This is a genomic window from Streptomyces albiaxialis (assembly GCF_039530985.1).
GTDB classification, from domain to species: Bacteria; Actinomycetota; Actinomycetes; order Streptomycetales; family Streptomycetaceae; genus Streptomyces; species Streptomyces albiaxialis.
The window spans coordinates 166,409-185,493 of the sequence record NZ_BAAAPE010000002.1 but is presented as its reverse complement, the minus strand read 5'-3'; the positions used below and the strand labels follow the sequence as shown (position 1 = coordinate 185,493).

The window sequence follows — 19,085 nt, the reverse complement described above, 5'->3', positions numbered from 1 at the left end:
GCCAGGATTCCCGGCGACAGGCCAACCCTCCTGAAGGAGACGGACGTGTCTTCCACCCCCACCTGGAGAAAACGCCGCTACGCCCTGCCCGCCGCCGGAGCCGGCGCCGCCGCGCTCGTCGCGGGGCTGCTCGTCTGGTCGCCCGCGGACAGCGCCGACGCCGGTCAGAGCCCCGCGGGCAAGGACGCCGCCGCGTTCACCGCCGTCGCGGCCGGTGACATCGCCGAGCAGTGCACCGAGAGCGACAGCGGCTGCGAGCACGTGCGCACCGCGGAGCTGACCGAGAAGCTCGACCCCGCGTTCGTACTGACGATGGGGGACAACCAGTACGACGACGCGCGCACCGAGGACTTCGAGAAGTACTACGCGAAGACCTGGGGCCGCTTCAAGGAGAAGACCCGCCCCACCGCGGGCAACCACGAGACCTACGACCCCGAGGGCCCCCTCACCGGCTACAAGAACTACTTCGGGGACATCGCCTACCCCAAGGGCAAGCCCTACTACAGCTTCGACCAGGGCAACTGGCACTTCGTCGCCCTCGACTCCAACGACGTCAGCGACGAGCAGCTCTCCTGGCTCAAGGACGACCTGGCCGCGACTGACAAGAAGTGCGTCGCCGCCGTCTACCACCACCCGCTCTTCTCCTCCGGCGAGCACGGAAACGAGCCGGTCAGCAAGCCGGTCTGGGACATCCTCTACGAGAACGGCGCCGAGCTGGTCCTCAACGGGCACGACCACCACTACGAGCGCTTCGCGCCCCAGACCCCGGACGCCGAGGCCGACAAGGACAAGGGCATCGTCGAGGTCGTCGGCGGCGTCGGCGGCGCCAACCCGTACGACATCCAGGACGAGCAGCCCAACAGCGAGAAGCGGATCAGCGGCTCCTTCGGCGTCCTCAAGTTCGACTTCGGGGACAGCTCCTTCTCCTGGGATTTCGTGAACGCGGACGGCGGCACCGAGGACAGCAGCCCCGAGTACCAGTGCCACTGACCCGTACCCGGAGAGCTGCCCAGGAGCCCTGATGTACCTCGCCTCCAGCCGGGAGACGGGGGCACCGGCGGCCGACGGCACGGCCACGCGCGGCGGCACCCTCCAGGGTGCGCCCGGCGCGCGCGGCCGCGTCGCCGGTCCCGTCCTCGCCCTCGGCGCGGTCAGCCTCGTCACCGACATCTCCTCGGAGATGGTCACGGCGGTGCTGCCGCTCTACTTCGTCGTCGGACTGGGCCTCAACCCCCTCCAGTTCGGCGTCCTCGACGGCCTCTACAACGGCGTCACCGCCCTCGTCCGCCTTGTCGGGGGCCACGCGGCCGACCGCCGCCGCTGCCACAAGCTCGTCGCCGGATCCGGCTACGCGCTCTCCGCGCTCTCCCGGATCGGGCTGCTCCTCGCCGGCAGCTCCACGGGCGGGATCGGCGCCGCCCTCGCCGCCGACCGCGTCGGCAAGGGCGTCCGCACCGCGCCCCGCGACGCGCTGATCTCGCTGAGCAGCCCGCCCGACTCCCTCGGCAGGGCCTTCGGCGTCCACCGCGCGATGGACACGACCGGCGCGCTGCTCGGCCCCCTCGCCGCGTTCGCGCTGCTGTGGGCGACAGCCGACGCGTACGACGCCGTCTTCGTCGTCAGCTTCTGCGTCGGGCTGCTCGGCGTGCTGATGCTGCTCGCGCTCGTCCCCGGACGCGACAGCCCCGCACTGCGCCCAGCCCTGCGCCCCGACGCCGCGAACGCGCAGCCGCCACCGCTCCGCGCCGTGCTCGGGCTGCTCGGCGACCGCCGCTTCCAGCGCGTCCTGCTCGCCGCCTCGCTGCTCGGCGCCGTCAGCATCGGCGACGCCTTCGTCTATCTGCTGCTCCAGCGGCGGCTGGAGTTCGCCACGAGCTGGTTCCCGCTGCTGCCGCTCGGGACGGCGGCCGTCTTCCTGCTGCTGGCCGTCCCGTTCGGCAGGCTCGCCGACCGTACGGGCCGCAGGCTGCCGTTCCTGTGGGGCCACGGCGCGCTGCTCGCCGTCTACCTGCTGCTGCTCGGGCCCGTCGGGGGCTGGCCCCTGCTGTGCGCGGCACTGCTGCTGCACGGCGTGTTCTACGCGGCGACCGACGGCGTCCTGATGGCGCTCGCCGCCCCCGTGCTGCCCGCCCGCCAACAGGCCGGGGGCATGGCCCTGCTGCAGACCGGCCAGGCGCTGGGGCGGCTGCTGGCCGCCGTGGCCTTCGGCGCGGCCTGGACCCTGTGGGGCTCGCGCCCCGCGCTCGCGCTGGCGTCCGCGGCGCTGGCCGCCGGACTCGCCCTGGGCGCGCTGCTGCTGCGCGGCCAGGACGGCGGGTCCGCCGGCACCGAGGCCCGTACGGCGGCTCGTACGGAGGAGGAGACATGTCCGGAGGACTGAACGGGCTCAGCCTGCGTGCCCGTGTCGCCGCGCTCGGCGCCGCGGCCGTGGTACTCGCCGCCGTCGCCGTCGGCTACACGGTCCGCGCCGCCGACGGGCGCGCCGAAGCGACCACCGTCTCCTCCGCGTTCGGGCTCGGGGCCGAGGAGCCGCGCCTGCTCTTCCGCAGCACGCGCGACGGCTCCGGCAAGGGGCGCGTGGCCTGGATCCCCGAGCGCGGCGGCGCCCCGCGCACCACCGGCGGACCTGCGTGCGACCGCTTCCACGCCGCGGCGGGCACCGGACTGTGCGTCCAGCGGCGTCCGGGCCTGCCCCTGCGCTCGTACGCGATCGTCCTCGACCGGAAAATGGAGGAGAAGCGACGGATTCCGCTCGACGGCATCCCCAACCGTGCCCGCGTCTCGGCCTCCGGACGGATGCTCTCCTGGACGAACTTCGCCTCCGGCGACTCCTACAACGAGTCGTCCTTCTCGACGCGCACCGGCATCCTCGACACCCGGACGGGCTACCTCGTCAAGAACATCGAGAACATCCCCCTCACCGTCGACGGCCGCCGCTACCACTCACCGGACGTCAACTTCTGGGGCGTCACCTTCGCCGCCGACGACAACCGCTTCTACGCCACCGTCTCGACCAAGGGCAAGACGTACCTGGTCGAGGGGGACAGGAAGAAGTGGACCGCGCGTGCCCTGCGCGAGAACGCCGAGTGCCCGTCCCTCTCGCCGGACGGCCGCCACCTCGCGTTCAAGAAGAAGGTCTCCGGCGGCGGCAGCGCGCCCTGGCGGCTGCACGTGCTCGATCTGCGCACCATGCGCGAACGCCCGCTAGCCGAGCGGCGCGGCGTCGACGACCAGGCGCTCTGGCTGGGGAAGTCGGAGGTGGCGTACGCGCTGCGCGGCTCCGGGGGCGGCTCGGACATCTGGAGCGTACGGGCCGACGGCAAGGGCGAGCCCCGCCTGCGGGTACGGGACGGCTCCTCGCCCGCGCTGCTGCGCTGAGCCCGTCGGTGCGCGGGGCATGAGGAGAGGTCCAGACCTCCTGTTACCGTCAGGACCCCTGACGGCACATCCCCGACGGCACGGCGAAAGGACGGCGCGGTGAGCGGCACGGACGGCGAGCAGCGGGCGTTTCTCGGCTCCTTCACCTCGGCGGGAGGCCACGGCATCACCGCCGTGCGCGTCGACACGGAGACCGGCGCGCTCTCCGCGCCACGGCACACGGACGCGGTGCCCGACCCCTCGTACCTCACGCTCGCGCCCGGCGGCGCGTACCTCTACGCGGTCAGCGAGACCGAGCCCGGCGCCGCGGCGGCGCTCGCGACGCGCGGCACGGAAGCGCCGGGACCGCCCGAACCGCTCGGCGCCCCGGTGCCCGTGGACGGCGACGGACCCACCCATCTCGCCCTCGCCGCCGGGCGGCTCTTCACCGCGAACTACGTCTCCGGCACGGTCAGCGCCCTCCGCGTCCGCGCCGACGGCGCCCTCGACGCGGGCCCGTACACCCACGCCCACAAGGGCTCGGGCCCCAACGCCGAACGCCAGGAGGGCCCGCACGCCCACGCCGTCGTCCCCGACCCGTCCGGACAGTGGCTGCTCTCCGTGGACCTGGGCACCGACTCGGTGTGGACCTACGACCTGCGGGACACCGAGGCGGGCCCGCGCCCGCACGGCGAGACGGCCCTGCGCCCCGGAAGCGGCCCGCGCCACCTGGCGTTCCGCCCCGGCGTCCCGCACCGTGCGTACGTCATCAACGAGCTGGACTCGACGGTCACCACGTGCCGCTGGGACGCGGACGCGGGCGTCCTCGAACCGCGCGGCGAGACCCGCACGCTCCCGCTGGAGGCGGCCGGGGAGGGCAACTTCCCGTCCGCGCTGGCCCTTTCCCCCGACGGCCGCTTCGCCTGGGCGGCCAACCGGGGCGACGACAGCGTCGCCGTGCTCGCGCTGGAGGACGGCGAAGGGCTGCCGGAGTTCGTCACCACCGTGCCCTGCGGCGGCCACTGGCCGCGCGACCTGGCCGTCCACCCCTCGGGCCGCTGGCTCTACGCGGCCAACGAGCGCTCGGGCGACGTCACCTGGTTCACCGTCGATCCCGAGACGGGCGTACCGCGCGCCACGGGCAGGCTCGACGCCCCGGCGGTCAGCAACGTGGTCTTCGGCTGAGCATTCCGGGCCCGGACGCGGGCGCCCCCTCGCACCCCGGGGAACAAGAACCCGAAAGGGGGAGTGCGAGGGGGCGGTGACACCTGCGCGGCGAGGCCCGGTACCGGGGGGTCAGCGCGCGGGCATGCCCTGGGGCGCCTGCTGCTGGGCGATACCGATCTTGGCCGCGTACGTCGACGCCACCAGCTTGCCCACCGCCGGGTAGGCGCCGAGCGGCTCGGCCGTCGAGCAGCCCGCCTCCTTGGCCGCCGCCTCCAGCAGGCCCTCCGGGATCTCGGGACCGATCAGGCACGGCGCCACCGCGAGCTGCTGCGAGCCCGAGCCGTGGAGCTGCTCGGCGGTACGCGCGACCGCGCCCTCCTCGTCGAGTCCTGCGGCGAGCACCGGGACGGCCAGCCGCGCGGCCAGCAGCATGCCGGTGATCCCGGCCGCCTGCACCGCGTCCTCGCCGCCCACGGTGGCGAGCACGATGCCGTCGGCGGCGGTCGCGACGGTGAACAGCCGCGCCCGGTCGGCGCGCGCGAGACCCGCCTCGGAGAGCTTGACGTGCACGCCCTCGGCCAGCAGCGGGTGCGGGCCGAGCACGTCGGTCAGCTCGGCGCCGGTGGCGCTGTTGAGCACCTCCTGCCGTATGCGGCGCATCAGCGCGGGGTTCGGCCCGGCGAGGAGCGGCACCACGACGGCGGGCAGGGAGTCGTCCTCGGCCGCCTCGGCGGGGGCCTCCCCGTCCGGCGTGACGTCCGGCGCGACGGGACCGCGGCGCCGTGCGGCGCGGTCGGCGACCGCCTGGGTGAGCGCCGACCCCAGCGACGGGAACTCCTCGTCGTCGCCGTCCGCGAAACCGATGCGCGCGTCCAGGCCGGGCAGCTCCGAGCGGGCGATGCTCAGAGTCTCCTCGGCCAGGCCGCGGGTGGCACTGGACGGCGTACCGGGAACCGCCAGCACCAGCGCGGGCGCGTTCTCGGGGGCAACGACGGGCTCCGGTCGGCGGTGCCGTCCGGGCTGGCGTGGACGCGGCATTCGTACGGGCAGACCATTGTCCGGCCCTGTGGGGGAGCTCATGCGCCCGCATGCTAATGCCTTGATGGGCTTGGCTGTTCGGCCGGGGGAGACCAGGCGCATATGTCCTGATTCGCACCGGCCGAAGTGTGACCGATTTTGGCTGATTCTGTTAAACGGCGTTCACGAGGTGCAGCAGCCTCGGTTCGGACGGCAGTACGAGATCGTCCGAGGCCAGACGTGCCGCGATCACCACGGCGCCGTCCAGCGGGTCGCCCGCGGGCTCCACGACGGGCACGTCCGGCAGCCGCGCCGCCAGCGCCTCACGCACGGGCCCCGTCAACGGCTCCCCCAGCCGGAACAGCCCACCGGTCAGCGCGAGTCCCGGCACCGTCCCCTCCAGGCGCCCGCCGGGCGCGGGACAGACCGCCGCGGCGCTCCGCGCGATCTCCCGCGCCGCCTCGCGCAGGATGCCCTCCGCCACCGGGTCCTCGGCCGCGGAGAGGGCCACCTCGGGCGCGAAGGAGGCGAGCACGGCGGGACGGTCCGTGCGCGGATAGAGCTGCCCGGGCAGGCCGCCGAGCGCGCCGCCGAACGCCTCCTCCGCGCACTTGCGCAGCACCTCCGAGCCGCCCTCGCGGCCGTCGAACGCGCGCATCGCGGCCTCCAGTCCCGCCCGGCCGATCCAGGCCCCGCCGCCGCAGTCGCCCAGCAGATGCCCCCAGCCGTCGGCGCGGTCCCAGGAGCGCAGGTCGGTGCCCATCGCGATCAGCCCGGTGCCCGCCACCACGACGGCCCCGGGCCGTTCGCCCAGGGCGCCCGCGTACGCCGTCACGCCGTCGGCGGCCAGCGCGAGCCGCCGTACGCCGAATGTCCCGCGCAGGAACGACGGCAGACCCGCCCGCAGGTCGTCGCCGAGCGAGGCCATCCCCGTCGCGCCCACGCAGACCGCCCCGAGGCCTCCGCCGGCCCCGGCCCGGTCCAGTAGCTCCCGGACGGCGGGCTCCAGCAGCTCCGCCATGTGCGCCGCGTCGATCCCCGACGGGCCCGTACGCACCGGCTCCGCGGACGTGACGACGCCCGCCCGCCCGGCGGGCCCGGGGCCGCCCGCGCGCGCGAGCGCCACCCGGAGCCCGGAGCCGCCCGAATCGACCCCGAGCACCCAGCGCGCGTCGCGCCCGGCGCTCACGGAAGGCGCCAGTCCACGGGCTCGGCGCCCTGCCGCGCCAGCAGCTCGTTCGTACGGCTGAAGGGGCGCGAGCCGAAGAAGCCCCGGTCCGCCGACATGGGGGAGGGGTGCGAGGACTCCACCGAGGGCAGCTCGCCCAGCAGCGGGCGCAGATTGCGCGCGTCCCGCCCCCACAGGATCGAGACCAGCGGCTTGCCGCGCGCCGCGAGCGCCCGGATCGCCTGCTCGGTGACCTCTTCCCAGCCCTTGCCCCGGTGCGCCGCGGGCTTGCGGGGCGCGGTGGTCAGCGCCCTGTTGAGCAGCAGCACGCCCTGGCGCGTCCAGGGCGTCAGATCCCCGTTGGAGGGACGGGGGAGACCCAGGTCGTTGTGCATCTCCCGGTAGATGTTCTCCAGGCTGCCCGGCAGCGGGCGCACCTCGGGCGCCACGGAGAAGGACAGCCCCACGGCATGGCCGGGCGTCGGATAGGGGTCCTGCCCCACGATGAGGACGCGCACCTCATCGAAGGGCTGCTGGAACGCCCGCAGCACGTTCGCCCCCGAGGGCAGATACGTTCTGCCCTCGGCGATCTCCGCGCGGAGGAAGTCGCCCATCGCGGCGACGCGTTCAGCGACCGGCTCCAGTGCCTTGGCCCAGCCCGGTTCGACGATTTCGTTCAACGGTCGTGCAGCCACGAGCCGTCACTCTACTGGCTCAACCGGGCTCGCGCGGTCAGTCGATCACCGCCGCCCGCACGCAGAGCACATCGGGCAGATGCGAGGCCAACTGCCGCCACGACTCGCCCTCGTCGGCGCTGGCGAACACCTCCCCGTTCCGATTCCCGAAATAGATGCCCGCGGGGTCCGCGTCGTCCGTCCACAGGGCGTCGCGGAGCACCGGGCCGTAGTGCGCCTCCTGCGGCAGGCCGGTCTCCAGCGGCTGCCACGTCCGGCCCGCGTCCTCCGTCCGGTGCACCCGGCAGTGCCGGCCCGCGGGCACCCGGTCCGCGTCCGCGTTGAGCGGGAAGAGATACGCGACGCCGCCGCGCCGGGGGTGGGCCGCGACGGGGAAGCCGAAGTCCGAGGGCAGGCTGTCGCCGATCGAGGTCCAGCTCGCCGCGTTGTCGTCGCTGCGGAAGACGCCCCAGTGGTTCTGGAGATAGAACCGGTCGGGGTCCTCCGCGTCCCGCGCGACCTTGTGCACGCACTGGCCGTACTCCGGATACTGCTGGCCCTCCGGGAGGAAGACCGCGGAGACGCCCCGGTTGGCCGGGTCCCAGCTCTTGCCGCCGTCCGCCGTGCGGTACACGCCGCCCGTCGAGACCGCGACCGTCACCACCCGGGCGTCGCGCGGGTCCACCAGCACCGTGTGCAGCCCGAGCCCGCCGCCGCCCGGTGCCCACTCCGCGCGGGTGGGGTGCTCCCACAGGGAGCGGACCAGCTCGAAGGACTCCCCGCCGTCCTCCGACCGGAAGAGACCGCCGGGCTCCGTGCCCGCGTACACCACACCGGGCTCGGACTCGCCGCCCGGCTGCAACTGCCAGACGCGCTCCAGCGAGGTGCCCGTGTCCTCGGGATACCTGACCGGCGCCTTCGTGGGCTCGGTCCAGGTCTCGCCCAGATCGTCCGAGTGGAAGACCGAGGGGCCCCAGTGGGCGCTGTCCCCGCCCGCCAGGATCCTGGGAGCGCCCGTGCCGCGCCGGTCGATCCCGATCGCGTAGATGGCCTGTGCGTTGAAGTGCGGGCCCGTGAACTCCCAGCCCCCTTCGTGCCGCCGCTCCACCGGCCGCCGCGCGAGGAACAGGCCCTTTCTCGTGCCTACAGCGAGCAGTACGTCCGCCATGCAGATCACCGTCTCAAGACGTCGTTGTCCGAAGTACCGCTCAGTCTGCACCCCGCCACTGACAGTCGCCCCCGCGACGCGCGTCACCGCAGCTCAGACCCCTTGTCGGCGGACACCTCGCGGAGGCCGTGACGCCGCGTGGACGCCCCCGGGCGGCTCAGTCCGGCAGGTCCGCGGCCGTGAGCAGGCCGTCCCAGTCCGGGATCTTGACCGTCGGCCGCTCCAGCCGCCGCCCGAGGTCGGCCTCGGCCGCCTCGATGCCGAGCCAGCCGCCCCACTCCACCGGGCGCAGTCCGGCGGCGCGCAGCACGTCGAGCGGGTCGTCCGCCAGCGGTCCCCGGGCGCCCAGCAGCGCGTCCGCGTCCTCCAGCAGCGAGCCCACCGTCTCCTTCGCGCACGGCCTGTTGGTGCCGATCACTCCCGTGGGCCCGCGCTTGATCCACCCCGCGACGTACTCCCCGGGCGAGCGTGCGCCGTCCCGCAGGACCCGGCCCGCCGTGTGCGGCACCGTGCCCGAGCGGGCGTCGAACGGGAGCCCCTCCAGGGGCACTCCGTGGTATCCGACCGAGCGCAGCACGAGCTGCGCCTCGATCTCCTCGTACGTGCCCGTGCCGGTCACGCCGCCCTCGCCGTCGGGTGCCGTCCGCTCGAAGCGCACGCCGCGCACGGCGCCCGCGCCGTCGTCCAGGATCTCCACGGGGCGCAGGTAGAAGCGGAGCGTGAGCGCGCGGGTCCGCGCCGCGCGACCGGCCCCGCCCGCCGCCTGTGTCTCCGCCTGGGCCGCCGCCTGCGCCTCCGCCCACCCCCGCAGCACGGTCACGTTGCGCCGTACCGCCGAGGGCAGCCCGTCCGGGTCGCGGTAGCCGGGGTCGAGGCTCAGCTCGTCCTCCCGTACGCGCGTCTCCGCGTCCGGCAGCGTGCCCAGCTCCCGCAGCTCCTTGGTGGTGAACTTCGCCTGCGAGGGCCCCCGCCGCCCCACCATCGTCACGCCGGTGACGGTGGAGCGGGCCAGGCTCTCCAGCGCGGGCTGCGGCATGTCCGTCGGGCGCAGCTCTTCGGCGCCGCGCGCCAGCACCCGCGCGACGTCCACCGCGACGTTGCCGACTCCGATCACGACGGCCGCGCGCACGCCGAGCGTGAAGCCGTCGGCCGCCGCGTCCGGATGCGCGCTGTACCAGGACACGAAGTCCGTCGCCGAGTGGCTGCCGCGCAGGTCCTCGCCGGGGATCCCGAGCCGTCGGTCGGTGGCGGCGCCCACGCAGTAGACCACCGCGTGGTACGCCCGCAGGAGCGCGTCGGGCGGCACTCCGCCCGCGCCCACCTCCACGTTCCCCAGGAAGCGGATCCGGGGGTGCTCCAGCACCGAACGCAGGGTGTTCTGCAGAGACTTGATCTTCTCGTGGTCCGGCGCCACGCCGTACCGCACCAGGCCGTAGGGACAGGGCAGCCGGTCCAGGACGTCCACGTCCACGGCCGGGCCGGTCCCGTCGCGGACCAGGCCCTGCGCCGCGTACACACCGCTCGGTCCGGCGCCGACCACGGCCACGCGGAGGCGGTCCTGCTGATGTCGGTGGGCTGGCACGGAGGCGCTCCTTCCCGCCGGGAGTTCCAGGATCGCACCGGAGCGCGGGCGCCGGGAGGGTGGCGCCCGCACGAACTCCTCGCGCCTCACGGGCCCCTGGGCGCCCCTCCGGCCGGAGCCCGCGCCGTACGGACGGGGAGGCGGGCTCGTACGCGTGGCAACACGGCGTTCCGCGCGGCCCGCTATCGGGGTGCGTTGTTCCCCCACCGGTGTGTGTCACGCGGAGCGGCGCGGAAGCGGCGGTACGGTGCCGCCGTGTCGGAAAGTTCCCTTTACTCCTCGAACTACCTGAATCCTCCGAATGGATCTGTATCGGTGTGGCCCCTGTGGGAACTCCAGGGATACGGCACGGCCACCCCCGACCCCGACTGGGCGGGCCGCCCCGGCGGCGCGCCCGACCTCCTGCCCCCGTGGTTCAACGTCCGGCTGACCTTCTCCGACGGCTCCCGGATCGACATCCTGGCCGCCGTCGCCGACGGCCAGGTCACCATCGAGGACATGCGCGCCGAGCCCGCCCTGCCCCTGCACGGCTTCGCGACCCTCGCGGGCTGGATCTCCGAGCCGCTGGAGGACGCCTGCCGTGTGGTGCTCGACCAGCACGCAGCGGGCGGCACCGGATACGGGGGCACCGATCCGCGCTCGTTCCGCCACCGCCCGGAGCCCGGGCCCGAGGAGCCCGCCAAGCGCCGGGCCCGCCCCGCCTGGCCTCGGGGCACGGCGGGGCGCCGCGTCGCCGCCGAGGCGTACCTCGCGGCCCAGGAGGAGGGCCAGGACCCGGTGCTCGCGGTGATGTGCGCGACGGGCATGAGCCGCCGCAAGTCCCTGAGGATCATCGCCAGCGCCCGCGACGAGGGCTACCTCGCGCCCCGCCACGCGCGCCGCTGACGCGCCCGTGAGCCCGGCCGGACGCGCGCCGGCCCGCCGCTACCGCCCGGCCGGGCGGCCGCTCAGATGGAGCGGCGCGAGCGACCGCGTCCCGTCCGGGGGCGGGGCGTCGCCGGGCGGGGCGCCCAGTTCCCACGCGAGCCCGTAGCGGGCGAACAGCTCGGCGCGCAGCCGCTCCAGCGGCATCGGGATGCCCGGCAGCAGCACGGCGACGACGGCGCCCATCAGCAGGGCACGCAGCAGGGGGTAGTCGGTGTCCGGGTCGGGCGAGCCGTAGCGCGTGACGGCGCCGCGCAGCAGGGCGGCGAGCCGCTGCTGCTCGTCGCACTGCACGAACCCCTCCTGCTGGAGGATTCCGGCCATGTGGGCGCGCATCAGCACGGGGTGGTCGCGGGCCAGGCCCAGGATCGCGTCGATGGCGCGGGCCAGCGTCTCCTGCCCGCCGAGCTGCCCCTCCGGCACGGGGCCGCCGCGCTCCAGGCCCTCGGCGAGCGTCAGATGCATCAGCCGGTGGACGGCCGACTGGAACAACTGCCGCTTGCCCGGGAAGTAGTACGAGATCAGGCCGCGCGCGGAGCCCGCGCGGTCGGCGATATCACCCAGCGTCGTCGCGTCGTAGCCGCGTTCGGCCACCAGCTCGACGGTCGCCTGGAGGAGCCGTTCGCGCGAGCGTCGGCGCAACTCTTCATTGACCGATGCGCTCCGGGGGGACATGCTGTAACTCCTGCGTTGACTGGCTGGCAGCCAATATACTCAGCACCGGCTTCGGGCGGGCCTCACCGTGTGAGTGCGTGCGTCCGGCAAGACGGCCGATATCGGGGCGACGCGGGGGATCGTCCCGGTATCGGCGCAGTACGGAGACGGCTCAGGCTATCCCACCTGTTCGAGCCCGCCCGAGCACCGGACGGAGCCCGTCGGGCCGCTCGGCGAGGGGCAGGTGGGCCACCTGGAGGAAGCCGCAGCCCAGCGCCACCGCGCCCCCGTCGGCCCGCGCGTCGTCGCCGACCATCAGCACCTCCTCCGGCGCCAGCCCCAGCTTCTCGCAGCCGAGAGCGAAGAGCCGGGGATCGGGCTTCTGCACGCCGTGCTCGTACGAGAGCACGTACGCACCGACCAGCGGGTCCAGCCCGTGGGCGCGGAAGACCGGGCGCAGGTCCCAGCCGATGTTGCTCACCACGGCCACAGGGACACCCCGCTCCGCGAGCGCGCCCAGCACCTCGGCCGTGTCCGGATACGGCCGCCAGGCCTCGGGCGTCGTGTGCCGCTCGTACAGCGCCTCGTGGAGGCCGGGGCGGGGGAGCGGAACCTGGCGGGCGAGCCCGGTGTAGGCCGCGCGGTGCTCCTCGGCGCTGCGGTCGCGGTGCGCCCACAGCTCGCGCAGCTCGCCGGGGACGGAGCGGGGCGACGGCCCGCCCGGGAGCGCGCCCGCCTCCTCCAGCCGCCGCACGGTCGCGGCGAGCTCCTCCGGCGGCAGCGCGACGCCCGCCTCGTCGAGCACCGCGCCCAGCCAGCTCTCGGCCGGCTCGATGCGCAGCAGGGTGCCCGAGAAGTCGAACAGGACCCCGGCGTACGTCCCCGCGCCGTCCGGCGCACCGGTCCCGTCTGCCGCAACGTTCATGATCAAAGTATTCCACGCCCGAACTGCGCCCTCGCCACCGGGTGTTCGGCAGCCGGATCCGGCCACCGCGCCGTCCCCCTCCGCCCGTGCGGGCGCTACGTTGTGGGACGACAGCGGCACGGCCGCCGCGGGAGCGACACAGGGCAGGGGAGCGCATGAGCGACGAGCTGGGACCGCCGGGAATCGACACCTCCGTGCCGCACTCGGCACGGATCTGGAACTACCTGCTGGGCGGCAAGGACAACTACGCCGTCGACCGCGCCGCGGGCGACAACGTGCTGGCCGTCTTCCCCGGCATGGTCGACATCACCCGGCACTCGCGGGTCTTCATCGGCCGTGTGGTCCGCCACCTCGCCGAGCGCGAGGGCATACGGCAGTTCCTCGACATCGGCACCGGACTGCCCACCCACGACAACACCCACGAGATCGCCCAGCGCGTCTCCCCGGACTGCCGCGTCGTCTACGTCGACAACGACCCGCTCGTCCTCGCGCACGCCCACGCCCTGCTCACCAGCACGCCCGAGGGCGCGACCGCGTACATCGACGCCGACGTCCGCGACCCCGGCCGGATCCTGCGCGAGGCGGCCAGAACGCTCGACCTGGACAGGCCCGTCGGGCTGATGCTCATGGGCATCCTCGGCCTGGTCGCCGACGACGACGAGTGCCACGCGATCATCCGCACGCTGATGGACGCCCTCCCGCCGGGCAGCTTCCTCGGGCTCAACGACGGCTCGGACACCGACCCCGCGTACGTGAAGGCCATCGAGGGCTTCAACGCGAAGTCGGGCGCCGTGCCGTACACGCCGCGCGGCCCCGAGCGGATCGCGCGCTTCTTCGACGGCTACGAGCTGCTGGAGCCCGGCGTCGTGTCCTGCCCCCGCTGGCGGCCCGAGGCGCTGCTCGACGAGCCGGACGAGGTGGCCGTCTTCGGGGGCCTGGCCCGCAAGTCGTAGTGCGCGGACCCGGCGGCGAGGGCGGCCAGGGGCAGCGCGAGGCCCAGGAGGCCGCCCACGAGGGTGTCGGTCAGCCAGTGCACGCCCGTCCAGACGCGGGTGAAGGCGACACCGGCGACCGACACCGCCGCGACGGCGAGCGCGGCCCGCCAGGGGGCGCCCCGCACGCCGTACCCGTGCGCCAGCCACAGCAGCAGGACGCAGGTCGCGGCGGCCGTCATGACGTGGCCGGACGGCATCGCGGCGTACTCCGCCGAGTCCACGGGGCGTTCCCACACCGGGCGGTCGCGGCCGACCGCGGCCTTGAGGCCCTGCTGCACGGCCGTCGTGACGGCGGCCGTGGCGGCGATCCAGAGCGCGACGATCCGGTCGCCGCGCCACAGCAGCCACAGGACCACCAGCGCGAGCAGCAGGCGCATGGTCCAGGGGTCCCACACCCAGTCCGTCAGGATCCTGTTCACGTGCGTCCAGAACGGATGGTCCAGCGCCGCGCGGTGCAGCCCCCTGGCCACACTCCGGTCGAGCGAGATCAGGGGCCTCCAGTCCGCCGTGACGAGGAACAGGAGGACGACGGCGAGGGCCCCGAGGGCCGTCGCGGCCCGGAGCGGGGGAGAGCCGGGCGGGGGCAGACGGTGCATGCCCCGATCATCACCCGGAGCGGGGGCCGGGGCACAGACCCGGGCCGGACGCGGCGCTTCCGGCCGGTCGGCCGGTGCGGTGCGGCCACACCTCAGTGCAGCACGGAGGGCCCTCAGTGCAGCGCGGACAGCCCGGGGCCGAAGGCCACCAGCAGGGGAACGAGCGGCACCAGCGCGGCGATCGCCGTCAGCCGCAGCCTGCGGCCCACGGTGAAGCGCGGACCCGGCGAGAGCAGCCGGTGCACGCGCTGCGGCACCTGCGCCAGCGGGGTCGGGCAGGGGCCGAACACGCCCCGGTCCTCGTTGAGTTCGACCAGCGCGAGGGCGATCGTCAGCCGCCCGTAGCGCCGCGAGGCGACGTCGTCGGCGGCCAGTTCGACCAGCCGGTGCACCTGGTCGTGGAAGGCCGCGAAGACCGGGATCCGGGGGAAGCCGCCCGCGAGGGCCCCCGAGCAGTGCAGCAGCCAGTCGTGCCGGGCCCGCGCGTGGCCCTGCTCGTGCTCCAGGACCGCGTCGAGCTGACGGCCCTTGAGCCGCCGCAGCGCGGCCGTCGTGATGACGAGCTGCGGCGCGGCGCCCGGCAGCCACCAGGCGTCCGGCTTCTCGCCCTCCAGCACCACCAGCCGGTCGCCGGACGAGGGCTCCTCGCCGGGCAGCCGGGGCGCGCGCTCGCGCAGGTCGGCGCGGCGCCTGCGGCGTCGCGCCCGCGCGTCGCGCACCTCGCGCAGCAGCATCGCGCCCGTCCACGCGCCACCGCACGCGAGCAGCAGGGCCAGCGCGGCGGCCCAGGAGGAGTCGGCGCCGAGCCCGTACGCCTCGACGACGCCGCGCGGGGCCGGGGCGAAGACGTGGTTGCGCACCACCTGGAAGGCCGCGGCGCCGGAGAGCGCCATCGCGAGGAGGCAGCAGAGCAGCACGGCACCGACCACGCACTGCCAGACCCAGAGCGCGAGCACGGGCTCCCGGTCGGGCCACGAACTGCGGGTCAGTACGCGTGGTGCCAGACCCGCGGCCAGCAGGGCAAGCAGCATCAGCGCGAGCGGCACCATCATGGCCACAGCCTAGAAGTCCACGGGGACGGCGCGGTACGCCCCTTGACACAGAAGTGACGCGGCTCACTGCCGTGCCGCCCGCGCCGGGGCCCTACAGGGTCAGCAGCATCGCGAACATCCCCGTGCCCATGGCCAGCCGGACGCCCGCCACCACTCCGGGCTGCCGCAGCACCCCGGCCCCGGCCCCGCCGCCCTCGCCCGGCGCGCCGCCGCCCCCGGGCATGAGGCGGGCGCCGGAACGCAGGACGTAGAACGCGAAGTACACGAGCAGCGCCCCCGTCAGCAGCGGGAGCCCCGCCGCCGCGCTGCTGTGCACGCCCCCGTGTACGCCCCCGTGCGCGTGTCCGGGGGCGGCGGCCATCGCCGCCGCCATGTAGACCATCGCCAACGCGCCCACGGCGTGGTGCAGATGGGCGGCGTGCGCCCCCTCGTGGCCGCGGTGCGCGCGGAGCAGACGCAGCTCCCACGCCGCCACCGCGCCGAAGACCGTCACGTACAGCCCCGTGGGAACGGGGGAGGACGGGGACCAGAACGGGGAGTCGGGCAGCGCCATCACCGTCATGCCGAGGCACATCAGGGCCTCGCTGACGGCCTCTTCCCGCCGCGTGCCGGTCGTGCCCCTCGCCCGCAGCGCGCAGCAGGCGCCCGTCGCCGCGCAGAGCGCCACGAGCAGCCAGCCGACCGTGGCAGGGCCGTGCATCGCCCACCTCCCCGCTCGTCCCACGGGAAGGGTGCCCCCGGGTACCCCGGGCACGCGCGCATACGGGAGCGCACGGGAGCGGCGGGGGAGCACCGCGCCGCCGGGCGGTGGCTCAGATTCCGGGCCGGTAGCGCAGGGGGTGGTCGTCGGGAACCTGTACGACGCAGATGCGCACCCCGTCCGGGTCCGCGATCCACATCTCGACCAGCCCCCAGGGCTCCTTGACCGGAGGGCGCAGCACCGTGACCCCGGCCGCCGCCAGTTCCTCGTGCGCCGCCGCGGCGTCGGCGACCTGGAACCAGAGCTGGAGCCCCGGGGCCGGGGGCCGCTCGGAGCGGCCCGAGACCTCCAGGAAGCCGCCGCCCAGGAAGTAGACGGTCCCCCGCTCGGGCCCCGTGCCGAACTCGCGGGCGATCTGGAGACCGAGCGCCTCCCCGTAGAAGGCGCGGGTCCGCTCGGGGTCGGTGGGCCGCAGCAGTGTCCGGCTGCTCAGTACGTGCACCATCCTCCGGACTGTAGTGCCGGACACCGGCGCTAGGCTCGGTGAGCATGACCGACACCACGCGGGAGCACCCGCACGACAGGCACGACAGCACCCGCCTCACCTTCAGGACAGCCGTGGAGAGCGACATCCCCGCGCTGACGGCCCTGGTCGAGTCGGCCTACCGGGGCGATTCGAGCCGCGCGGGCTGGACCACCGAGGCCGACCTGCTGGAGGGGCAGCGGACCGACCCCGAGGGGGTGGCCGCCGTGGTCAAGGACCCCAAGAGCCTCATGCTCGTGGTCGAGCGCGACGGCGGCACGGTCGCCTGCTGCCAGCTCGAACACAAGGGCGCGCACGCGTACTTCGGCATGTTCGCCGTCAAGCCCGGTCTCCAGGGCGGCGGCCTGGGGCGCGCGGTGCTGGAGGAGGCCGAGCGGACGGCGCGCGAGCAGTGGGGCGCGACCGAGATGCAGATGCAGGTCATCAAGCAGCGCGAGGACCTGATCGCCTGGTACGTGCGCCGCGGCTACACCCGTACGGGACAGCTCAGCCCCTTCCCGTACGGCGACGAGCGCTTCGGCATCCCGCAGCGCGCCGACCTGGCCTTCGAACTGCTGGTCAAGCCGCTGAGCTGACCGCCCGGCGGATGCCCGGCATGTCGGTCACGACTCCGTCGAGGTTCAGCTCGCGCACGCGGGCGAGGTCCTCGTCGGTGTTGACCGTCCAGGTGATGACCTTGATCCCGGCCTTGTGGCAGCGGGCGACGATGTCCTCGTCGATGTGGCACAGCTCCAGCGAGACCATGCCCGCGCCCAGCTCCTGAGCGCGCTCCGGCGCCGTCGGCGAGGACTTGCCCGCGACGAGCACCAGCGGGAGGCCGGGCAGCAGCGAGCGGGTCTCGCGCAGCGCCTCGACGTGGAAGGAGATCACGGTGACGCGGTCGTGGAGGCCGCGCTTCTCGATCACCCCGGCGAGGACGCGCGCCGCCGCGCGGTCCTTGATCTCGGCCTGGAGCGGCTTGGACACCGCGTCCACGACCTCCTCGAAGACGGGGATCCGCTCGCCCTCGCCCGCGTCCAGCTCGCGCAGCTCGGCGAGGGTGAACTCGCCGATCGGACCGGTGCCGTCGGTCGTCCGCGCGACGTCGGCGTCGTGCATCACCACCAGCTCGCCGTCCTTGCTGAGGTGCAGGTCGAGCTCGATGACGTCGAGCCCTTCGCGTTCGGCGCGGACGAAGGAGCGGAGGGTGTTCTCGGGCTCGACGCCCATGACCCCGCGGTGTCCGACGGTGAGCAGTGGCACGGTGCGCTCTCGCTTTCCTGCGGTGACGGTCCTGAGGCACCGCAAGGGTAGCGGCGCCGGGCGCGGCCCCCGTACGCCCGGCTGCCGCGCCCGCATGCCCGGGCGAGCGAGCACGGGCCGTCCGCATCCGCGGCGGCTGCGGATGCGGACGGCGCGGGCCCGGGGGACGGTGGGGCCATGGCCGCGATCATCGTGTACCCGACCGACGACGAGGGCGGACGCCGCGTACGCCTGGACGGAACGGACCTCGGCCGTGCCTTCGGCCTGTACGAGGTGATGGACCTGCTCGAACGGGCCGGGCTCGGCGCCGCCGCCGGGGCCTTCGAGGACACCGACGTCTTCGAGTGGCGCGGCGGCGGCCCCTACTCCTGGGGCACGGCTCCCGGCGGCGAGTCCTGACCGCGGTCCCGGGCGGGCTCAGCGGAACGCGTCGGCGTTACGGGCGGCCCAGTCGGCGAACGGGCGCGGGGCGCGGCCCAGGACCCGCTGGACGTCCGGGCTGACGCGCTGCTCGGCCGGGCGGGGGGCGCCGAGGATGTCCAGGGTGTCGTCGGCCAGCTCGGCCGGCATGCTCCGGGCCATGGCGTCCCTGGCCTCGTCGCGGGTCAGCTCGTGGAAGTCCACCGGCGAGCCCAGCGCGGCGGCGAGGGCCTCCGTCTGCCCGCGCGGGGTGATCACCTCCGGGCCGGTCAGCTCGTACGCGACGCCGGTGTGGCCGTCCTCCAGCAGGCAGGCCGCCGCGACCTCGGCGATGTCCGCCGGGTCGATGACGGGCACCCCCGTGTCGCCGAACGGCGCGGCGACGGTCCGCCGCGCGCGGACGGACTCGGCCCACCACAGGGCGTTGGAGGCGAAGCCGCCCGGCCGCAGGACGGCCCACTCCGGCGCGGTCTCCCGCACCGTGTCCTCCAGCGCGCGCATCGCGACCCGCGTCGTACCGAAGGGCCTGGTCACCACGCCCAGCGTGGAGAGCAGGACGATCCGGCGGACCCCGCCGTCCACGGCCTCGCGGACGAGGGCGGCGGGGTCGGCCCCGGCCGCGTGCAGGTCCCCGGAGAGCAGCAGGAACAGCGCATCGGCCCCGTCCAGGGCGGGCTTGAGGCCCGTCGGTCCGGCCAGGTCGGCCACCACGTGGCGGACGCCGTCCGGCACCGCCGCCGTGTGCCGTGACACCGTCGTCACCCGCTCGCCCGCCTCGGTCAGCGCCCGTGTCAGCGGGTGTCCGATGTTCCCGGTGGCCCCGGTCACCACGATCATGGTCAGCTCCTTGTCGCTCGTCCTGTGGAGGCACTCACGCTAGGAGCGGAGCTAACTCTTGGT

General features: G+C 74.7%; 21 protein-coding genes. 8 read left to right on the top strand and 13 right to left on the bottom strand.

Annotated features, from left to right (window positions below; all coding sequences use genetic code 11):
- Positions 1–45 precede the first annotated feature (45 nt).
- The 4 genes from ABD343_RS05840 to ABD343_RS05825 all read left to right on the top strand — a co-directional run bounded on the left by ABD343_RS05840 (position 46) and on the right by ABD343_RS05825 (position 4,542).
- Complete coding sequence (locus ABD343_RS05840) at positions 46–990, top strand: metallophosphoesterase family protein (RefSeq protein ID WP_344524753.1); 945 nt, start codon at positions 46–48, stop codon at positions 988–990.
- A gap of 31 nt (positions 991–1,021) precedes the next feature.
- Positions 1,022–2,380: an MFS transporter gene (locus tag ABD343_RS05835; RefSeq protein WP_344524751.1), complete on the top strand. Its 1,359-nt coding sequence runs from the start codon at positions 1,022–1,024 to the stop codon at positions 2,378–2,380.
- Positions 2,365–3,378, top strand: a complete 1,014-nt coding sequence (locus ABD343_RS05830) for a TolB family protein (RefSeq protein WP_344524750.1) — start codon at positions 2,365–2,367, stop codon at positions 3,376–3,378. The genes ABD343_RS05835 and ABD343_RS05830 overlap by 16 nt, the downstream gene beginning before the upstream one ends.
- 99 nt (positions 3,379–3,477) lie before the next feature.
- Positions 3,478–4,542: a lactonase family protein gene (locus ABD343_RS05825; RefSeq protein ID WP_344524748.1), complete on the top strand. Its 1,065-nt coding sequence runs from the start codon at positions 3,478–3,480 to the stop codon at positions 4,540–4,542.
- Between the two features lie 111 nt (positions 4,543–4,653).
- Here ABD343_RS05825 and ABD343_RS05820 read toward each other — a convergent pair whose 3' ends face one another.
- The 5 genes from ABD343_RS05820 to ABD343_RS05800 all read right to left on the bottom strand — a co-directional run bounded on the left by ABD343_RS05820 (position 4,654) and on the right by ABD343_RS05800 (position 10,133).
- A complete protein-coding gene (locus ABD343_RS05820) occupies positions 4,654–5,604 on the bottom strand; it encodes a sirohydrochlorin chelatase (protein ID WP_344524746.1) in 951 nt (316 codons plus the stop codon).
- A gap of 109 nt (positions 5,605–5,713) precedes the next feature.
- On the bottom strand, positions 5,714–6,730 hold the full coding sequence (locus ABD343_RS05815) for an N-acetylglucosamine kinase (protein WP_344524744.1): 1,017 nt from the start codon (positions 6,728–6,730) through the stop codon (positions 5,714–5,716).
- Positions 6,727–7,404 carry a uracil-DNA glycosylase gene (locus tag ABD343_RS05810; protein WP_344524742.1) on the bottom strand — a complete coding sequence of 226 codons (678 nt, stop codon included), beginning with the start codon at positions 7,402–7,404 and terminating at the stop codon, positions 6,727–6,729. The genes ABD343_RS05815 and ABD343_RS05810 overlap by 4 nt, the downstream gene beginning before the upstream one ends.
- 37 nt (positions 7,405–7,441) lie before the next feature.
- Positions 7,442–8,551: a WD40/YVTN/BNR-like repeat-containing protein gene (locus ABD343_RS05805; RefSeq protein ID WP_344524740.1), complete on the bottom strand. Its 1,110-nt coding sequence runs from the start codon at positions 8,549–8,551 to the stop codon at positions 7,442–7,444.
- A gap of 157 nt (positions 8,552–8,708) precedes the next feature.
- Positions 8,709–10,133: an FAD-dependent oxidoreductase gene (locus tag ABD343_RS05800; RefSeq protein ID WP_344524738.1), complete on the bottom strand. Its 1,425-nt coding sequence runs from the start codon at positions 10,131–10,133 to the stop codon at positions 8,709–8,711.
- A 315-nt stretch (positions 10,134–10,448) separates the two neighbouring features.
- On the opposite strand from ABD343_RS05800, the gene ABD343_RS05795 reads away from it, so the two are divergent.
- Positions 10,449–11,018, top strand: a complete 570-nt coding sequence (locus ABD343_RS05795; RefSeq protein WP_344524736.1) for a DUF6214 family protein — start codon at positions 10,449–10,451, stop codon at positions 11,016–11,018.
- Positions 11,019–11,057: 39 nt separating this feature from the next.
- Here ABD343_RS05795 and ABD343_RS05790 read toward each other — a convergent pair whose 3' ends face one another.
- Positions 11,058–11,732, bottom strand: a complete 675-nt coding sequence (locus tag ABD343_RS05790) for a TetR/AcrR family transcriptional regulator (RefSeq protein ID WP_344524734.1) — start codon at positions 11,730–11,732, stop codon at positions 11,058–11,060.
- A gap of 151 nt (positions 11,733–11,883) precedes the next feature.
- Complete coding sequence (locus tag ABD343_RS05785) at positions 11,884–12,636, bottom strand: HAD family hydrolase (RefSeq protein WP_344524733.1); 753 nt, start codon at positions 12,634–12,636, stop codon at positions 11,884–11,886.
- Positions 12,637–12,791: 155 nt separating this feature from the next.
- Here ABD343_RS05785 and ABD343_RS05780 point away from each other — a divergent pair, with 155 nt between their 5' ends.
- Complete coding sequence (locus ABD343_RS05780) at positions 12,792–13,589, top strand: SAM-dependent methyltransferase (RefSeq protein WP_344524732.1); 798 nt, start codon at positions 12,792–12,794, stop codon at positions 13,587–13,589.
- Here ABD343_RS05780 and ABD343_RS05775 read toward each other — a convergent pair.
- From ABD343_RS05775 to ABD343_RS05760, 4 genes are all read right to left on the bottom strand, one after another.
- Positions 13,478–14,227 (bottom strand): phosphatase PAP2 family protein, encoded by a 750-nt coding sequence (locus tag ABD343_RS05775; RefSeq protein ID WP_344524730.1) that lies wholly within the window; start codon positions 14,225–14,227, stop codon positions 13,478–13,480. The genes ABD343_RS05780 and ABD343_RS05775 overlap by 112 nt on opposite strands.
- A 113-nt stretch (positions 14,228–14,340) precedes the next feature.
- Entirely contained in the window at positions 14,341–15,279 is a 939-nt protein-coding gene (locus ABD343_RS05770) for a M56 family metallopeptidase (RefSeq protein WP_344524728.1), read from the bottom strand.
- A gap of 91 nt (positions 15,280–15,370) precedes the next feature.
- On the bottom strand, positions 15,371–15,979 hold the full coding sequence (locus ABD343_RS05765) for a DUF5134 domain-containing protein (RefSeq protein ID WP_344524726.1): 609 nt from the start codon (positions 15,977–15,979) through the stop codon (positions 15,371–15,373).
- A gap of 112 nt (positions 15,980–16,091) precedes the next feature.
- Positions 16,092–16,484 (bottom strand): VOC family protein, encoded by a 393-nt coding sequence (locus ABD343_RS05760; protein ID WP_344524724.1) that lies wholly within the window; start codon positions 16,482–16,484, stop codon positions 16,092–16,094.
- Positions 16,485–16,528: 44 nt separating this feature from the next.
- On the opposite strand from ABD343_RS05760, the gene ABD343_RS05755 reads away from it, so the two are divergent.
- Complete coding sequence (locus tag ABD343_RS05755) at positions 16,529–17,098, top strand: GNAT family N-acetyltransferase (protein WP_344524722.1); 570 nt, start codon at positions 16,529–16,531, stop codon at positions 17,096–17,098.
- On the opposite strand, the gene ABD343_RS05750 is transcribed toward ABD343_RS05755, so the two are convergent.
- The gene (locus tag ABD343_RS05750; RefSeq protein WP_344524720.1) at positions 17,082–17,765 is read right to left on the bottom strand and encodes a glycerophosphodiester phosphodiesterase; all 684 of its coding nucleotides are present in this window, start codon (positions 17,763–17,765) and stop codon (positions 17,082–17,084) included. The two genes, ABD343_RS05755 and ABD343_RS05750, sit on opposite strands and share 17 nt — an antisense overlap.
- A 177-nt stretch (positions 17,766–17,942) precedes the next feature.
- Between ABD343_RS05750 and ABD343_RS05745 the strand changes: the two genes are divergently transcribed.
- The gene (locus ABD343_RS05745) at positions 17,943–18,164 is read left to right on the top strand and encodes a hypothetical protein (protein WP_344524718.1); all 222 of its coding nucleotides are present in this window, start codon (positions 17,943–17,945) and stop codon (positions 18,162–18,164) included.
- An 18-nt stretch (positions 18,165–18,182) separates the two neighbouring features.
- Here ABD343_RS05745 and ABD343_RS05740 read toward each other — a convergent pair whose 3' ends face one another.
- Complete coding sequence (locus ABD343_RS05740; RefSeq protein WP_344524716.1) at positions 18,183–19,022, bottom strand: SDR family oxidoreductase; 840 nt, start codon at positions 19,020–19,022, stop codon at positions 18,183–18,185.
- Positions 19,023–19,085 lie beyond the last annotated feature (63 nt).

What these genes read in the sequence shown, in the direction of transcription:
- ABD343_RS05835 (WP_344524751.1), top strand. Translation starts at nt 1,022, where the DNA reads ATGTACCTCGCCTCCAGCCGGGAGACGGGGGCACCGGCGGCCGACGGC.
- ABD343_RS05830 (WP_344524750.1), top strand. Translation starts at nt 2,365, where the DNA reads ATGTCCGGAGGACTGAACGGGCTCAGCCTGCGTGCCCGTGTCGCCGCG.
- ABD343_RS05820 (WP_344524746.1), bottom strand. Translation starts at nt 5,604, where the DNA reads ATGAGCTCCCCCACAGGGCCGGACAATGGTCTGCCCGTACGAATGCCG.
- ABD343_RS05805 (WP_344524740.1), bottom strand. Translation starts at nt 8,551, where the DNA reads ATGGCGGACGTACTGCTCGCTGTAGGCACGAGAAAGGGCCTGTTCCTC.
- ABD343_RS05790 (WP_344524734.1), bottom strand. Translation starts at nt 11,732, where the DNA reads ATGTCCCCCCGGAGCGCATCGGTCAATGAAGAGTTGCGCCGACGCTCG.
- ABD343_RS05785 (WP_344524733.1), bottom strand. Translation starts at nt 12,636, where the DNA reads ATGAACGTTGCGGCAGACGGGACCGGTGCGCCGGACGGCGCGGGGACG.
- ABD343_RS05780 (WP_344524732.1), top strand. Translation starts at nt 12,792, where the DNA reads ATGAGCGACGAGCTGGGACCGCCGGGAATCGACACCTCCGTGCCGCAC.
- ABD343_RS05775 (WP_344524730.1), bottom strand. Translation starts at nt 14,227, where the DNA reads ATGCACCGTCTGCCCCCGCCCGGCTCTCCCCCGCTCCGGGCCGCGACG.
- ABD343_RS05770 (WP_344524728.1), bottom strand. Translation starts at nt 15,279, where the DNA reads ATGATGGTGCCGCTCGCGCTGATGCTGCTTGCCCTGCTGGCCGCGGGT.
- ABD343_RS05765 (WP_344524726.1), bottom strand. Translation starts at nt 15,979, where the DNA reads ATGCACGGCCCTGCCACGGTCGGCTGGCTGCTCGTGGCGCTCTGCGCG.
- ABD343_RS05760 (WP_344524724.1), bottom strand. Translation starts at nt 16,484, where the DNA reads ATGGTGCACGTACTGAGCAGCCGGACACTGCTGCGGCCCACCGACCCC.
- ABD343_RS05755 (WP_344524722.1), top strand. Translation starts at nt 16,529, where the DNA reads ATGACCGACACCACGCGGGAGCACCCGCACGACAGGCACGACAGCACC.
- ABD343_RS05745 (WP_344524718.1), top strand. Translation starts at nt 17,943, where the DNA reads ATGGCCGCGATCATCGTGTACCCGACCGACGACGAGGGCGGACGCCGC.
- ABD343_RS05740 (WP_344524716.1), bottom strand. Translation starts at nt 19,022, where the DNA reads ATGATCGTGGTGACCGGGGCCACCGGGAACATCGGACACCCGCTGACA.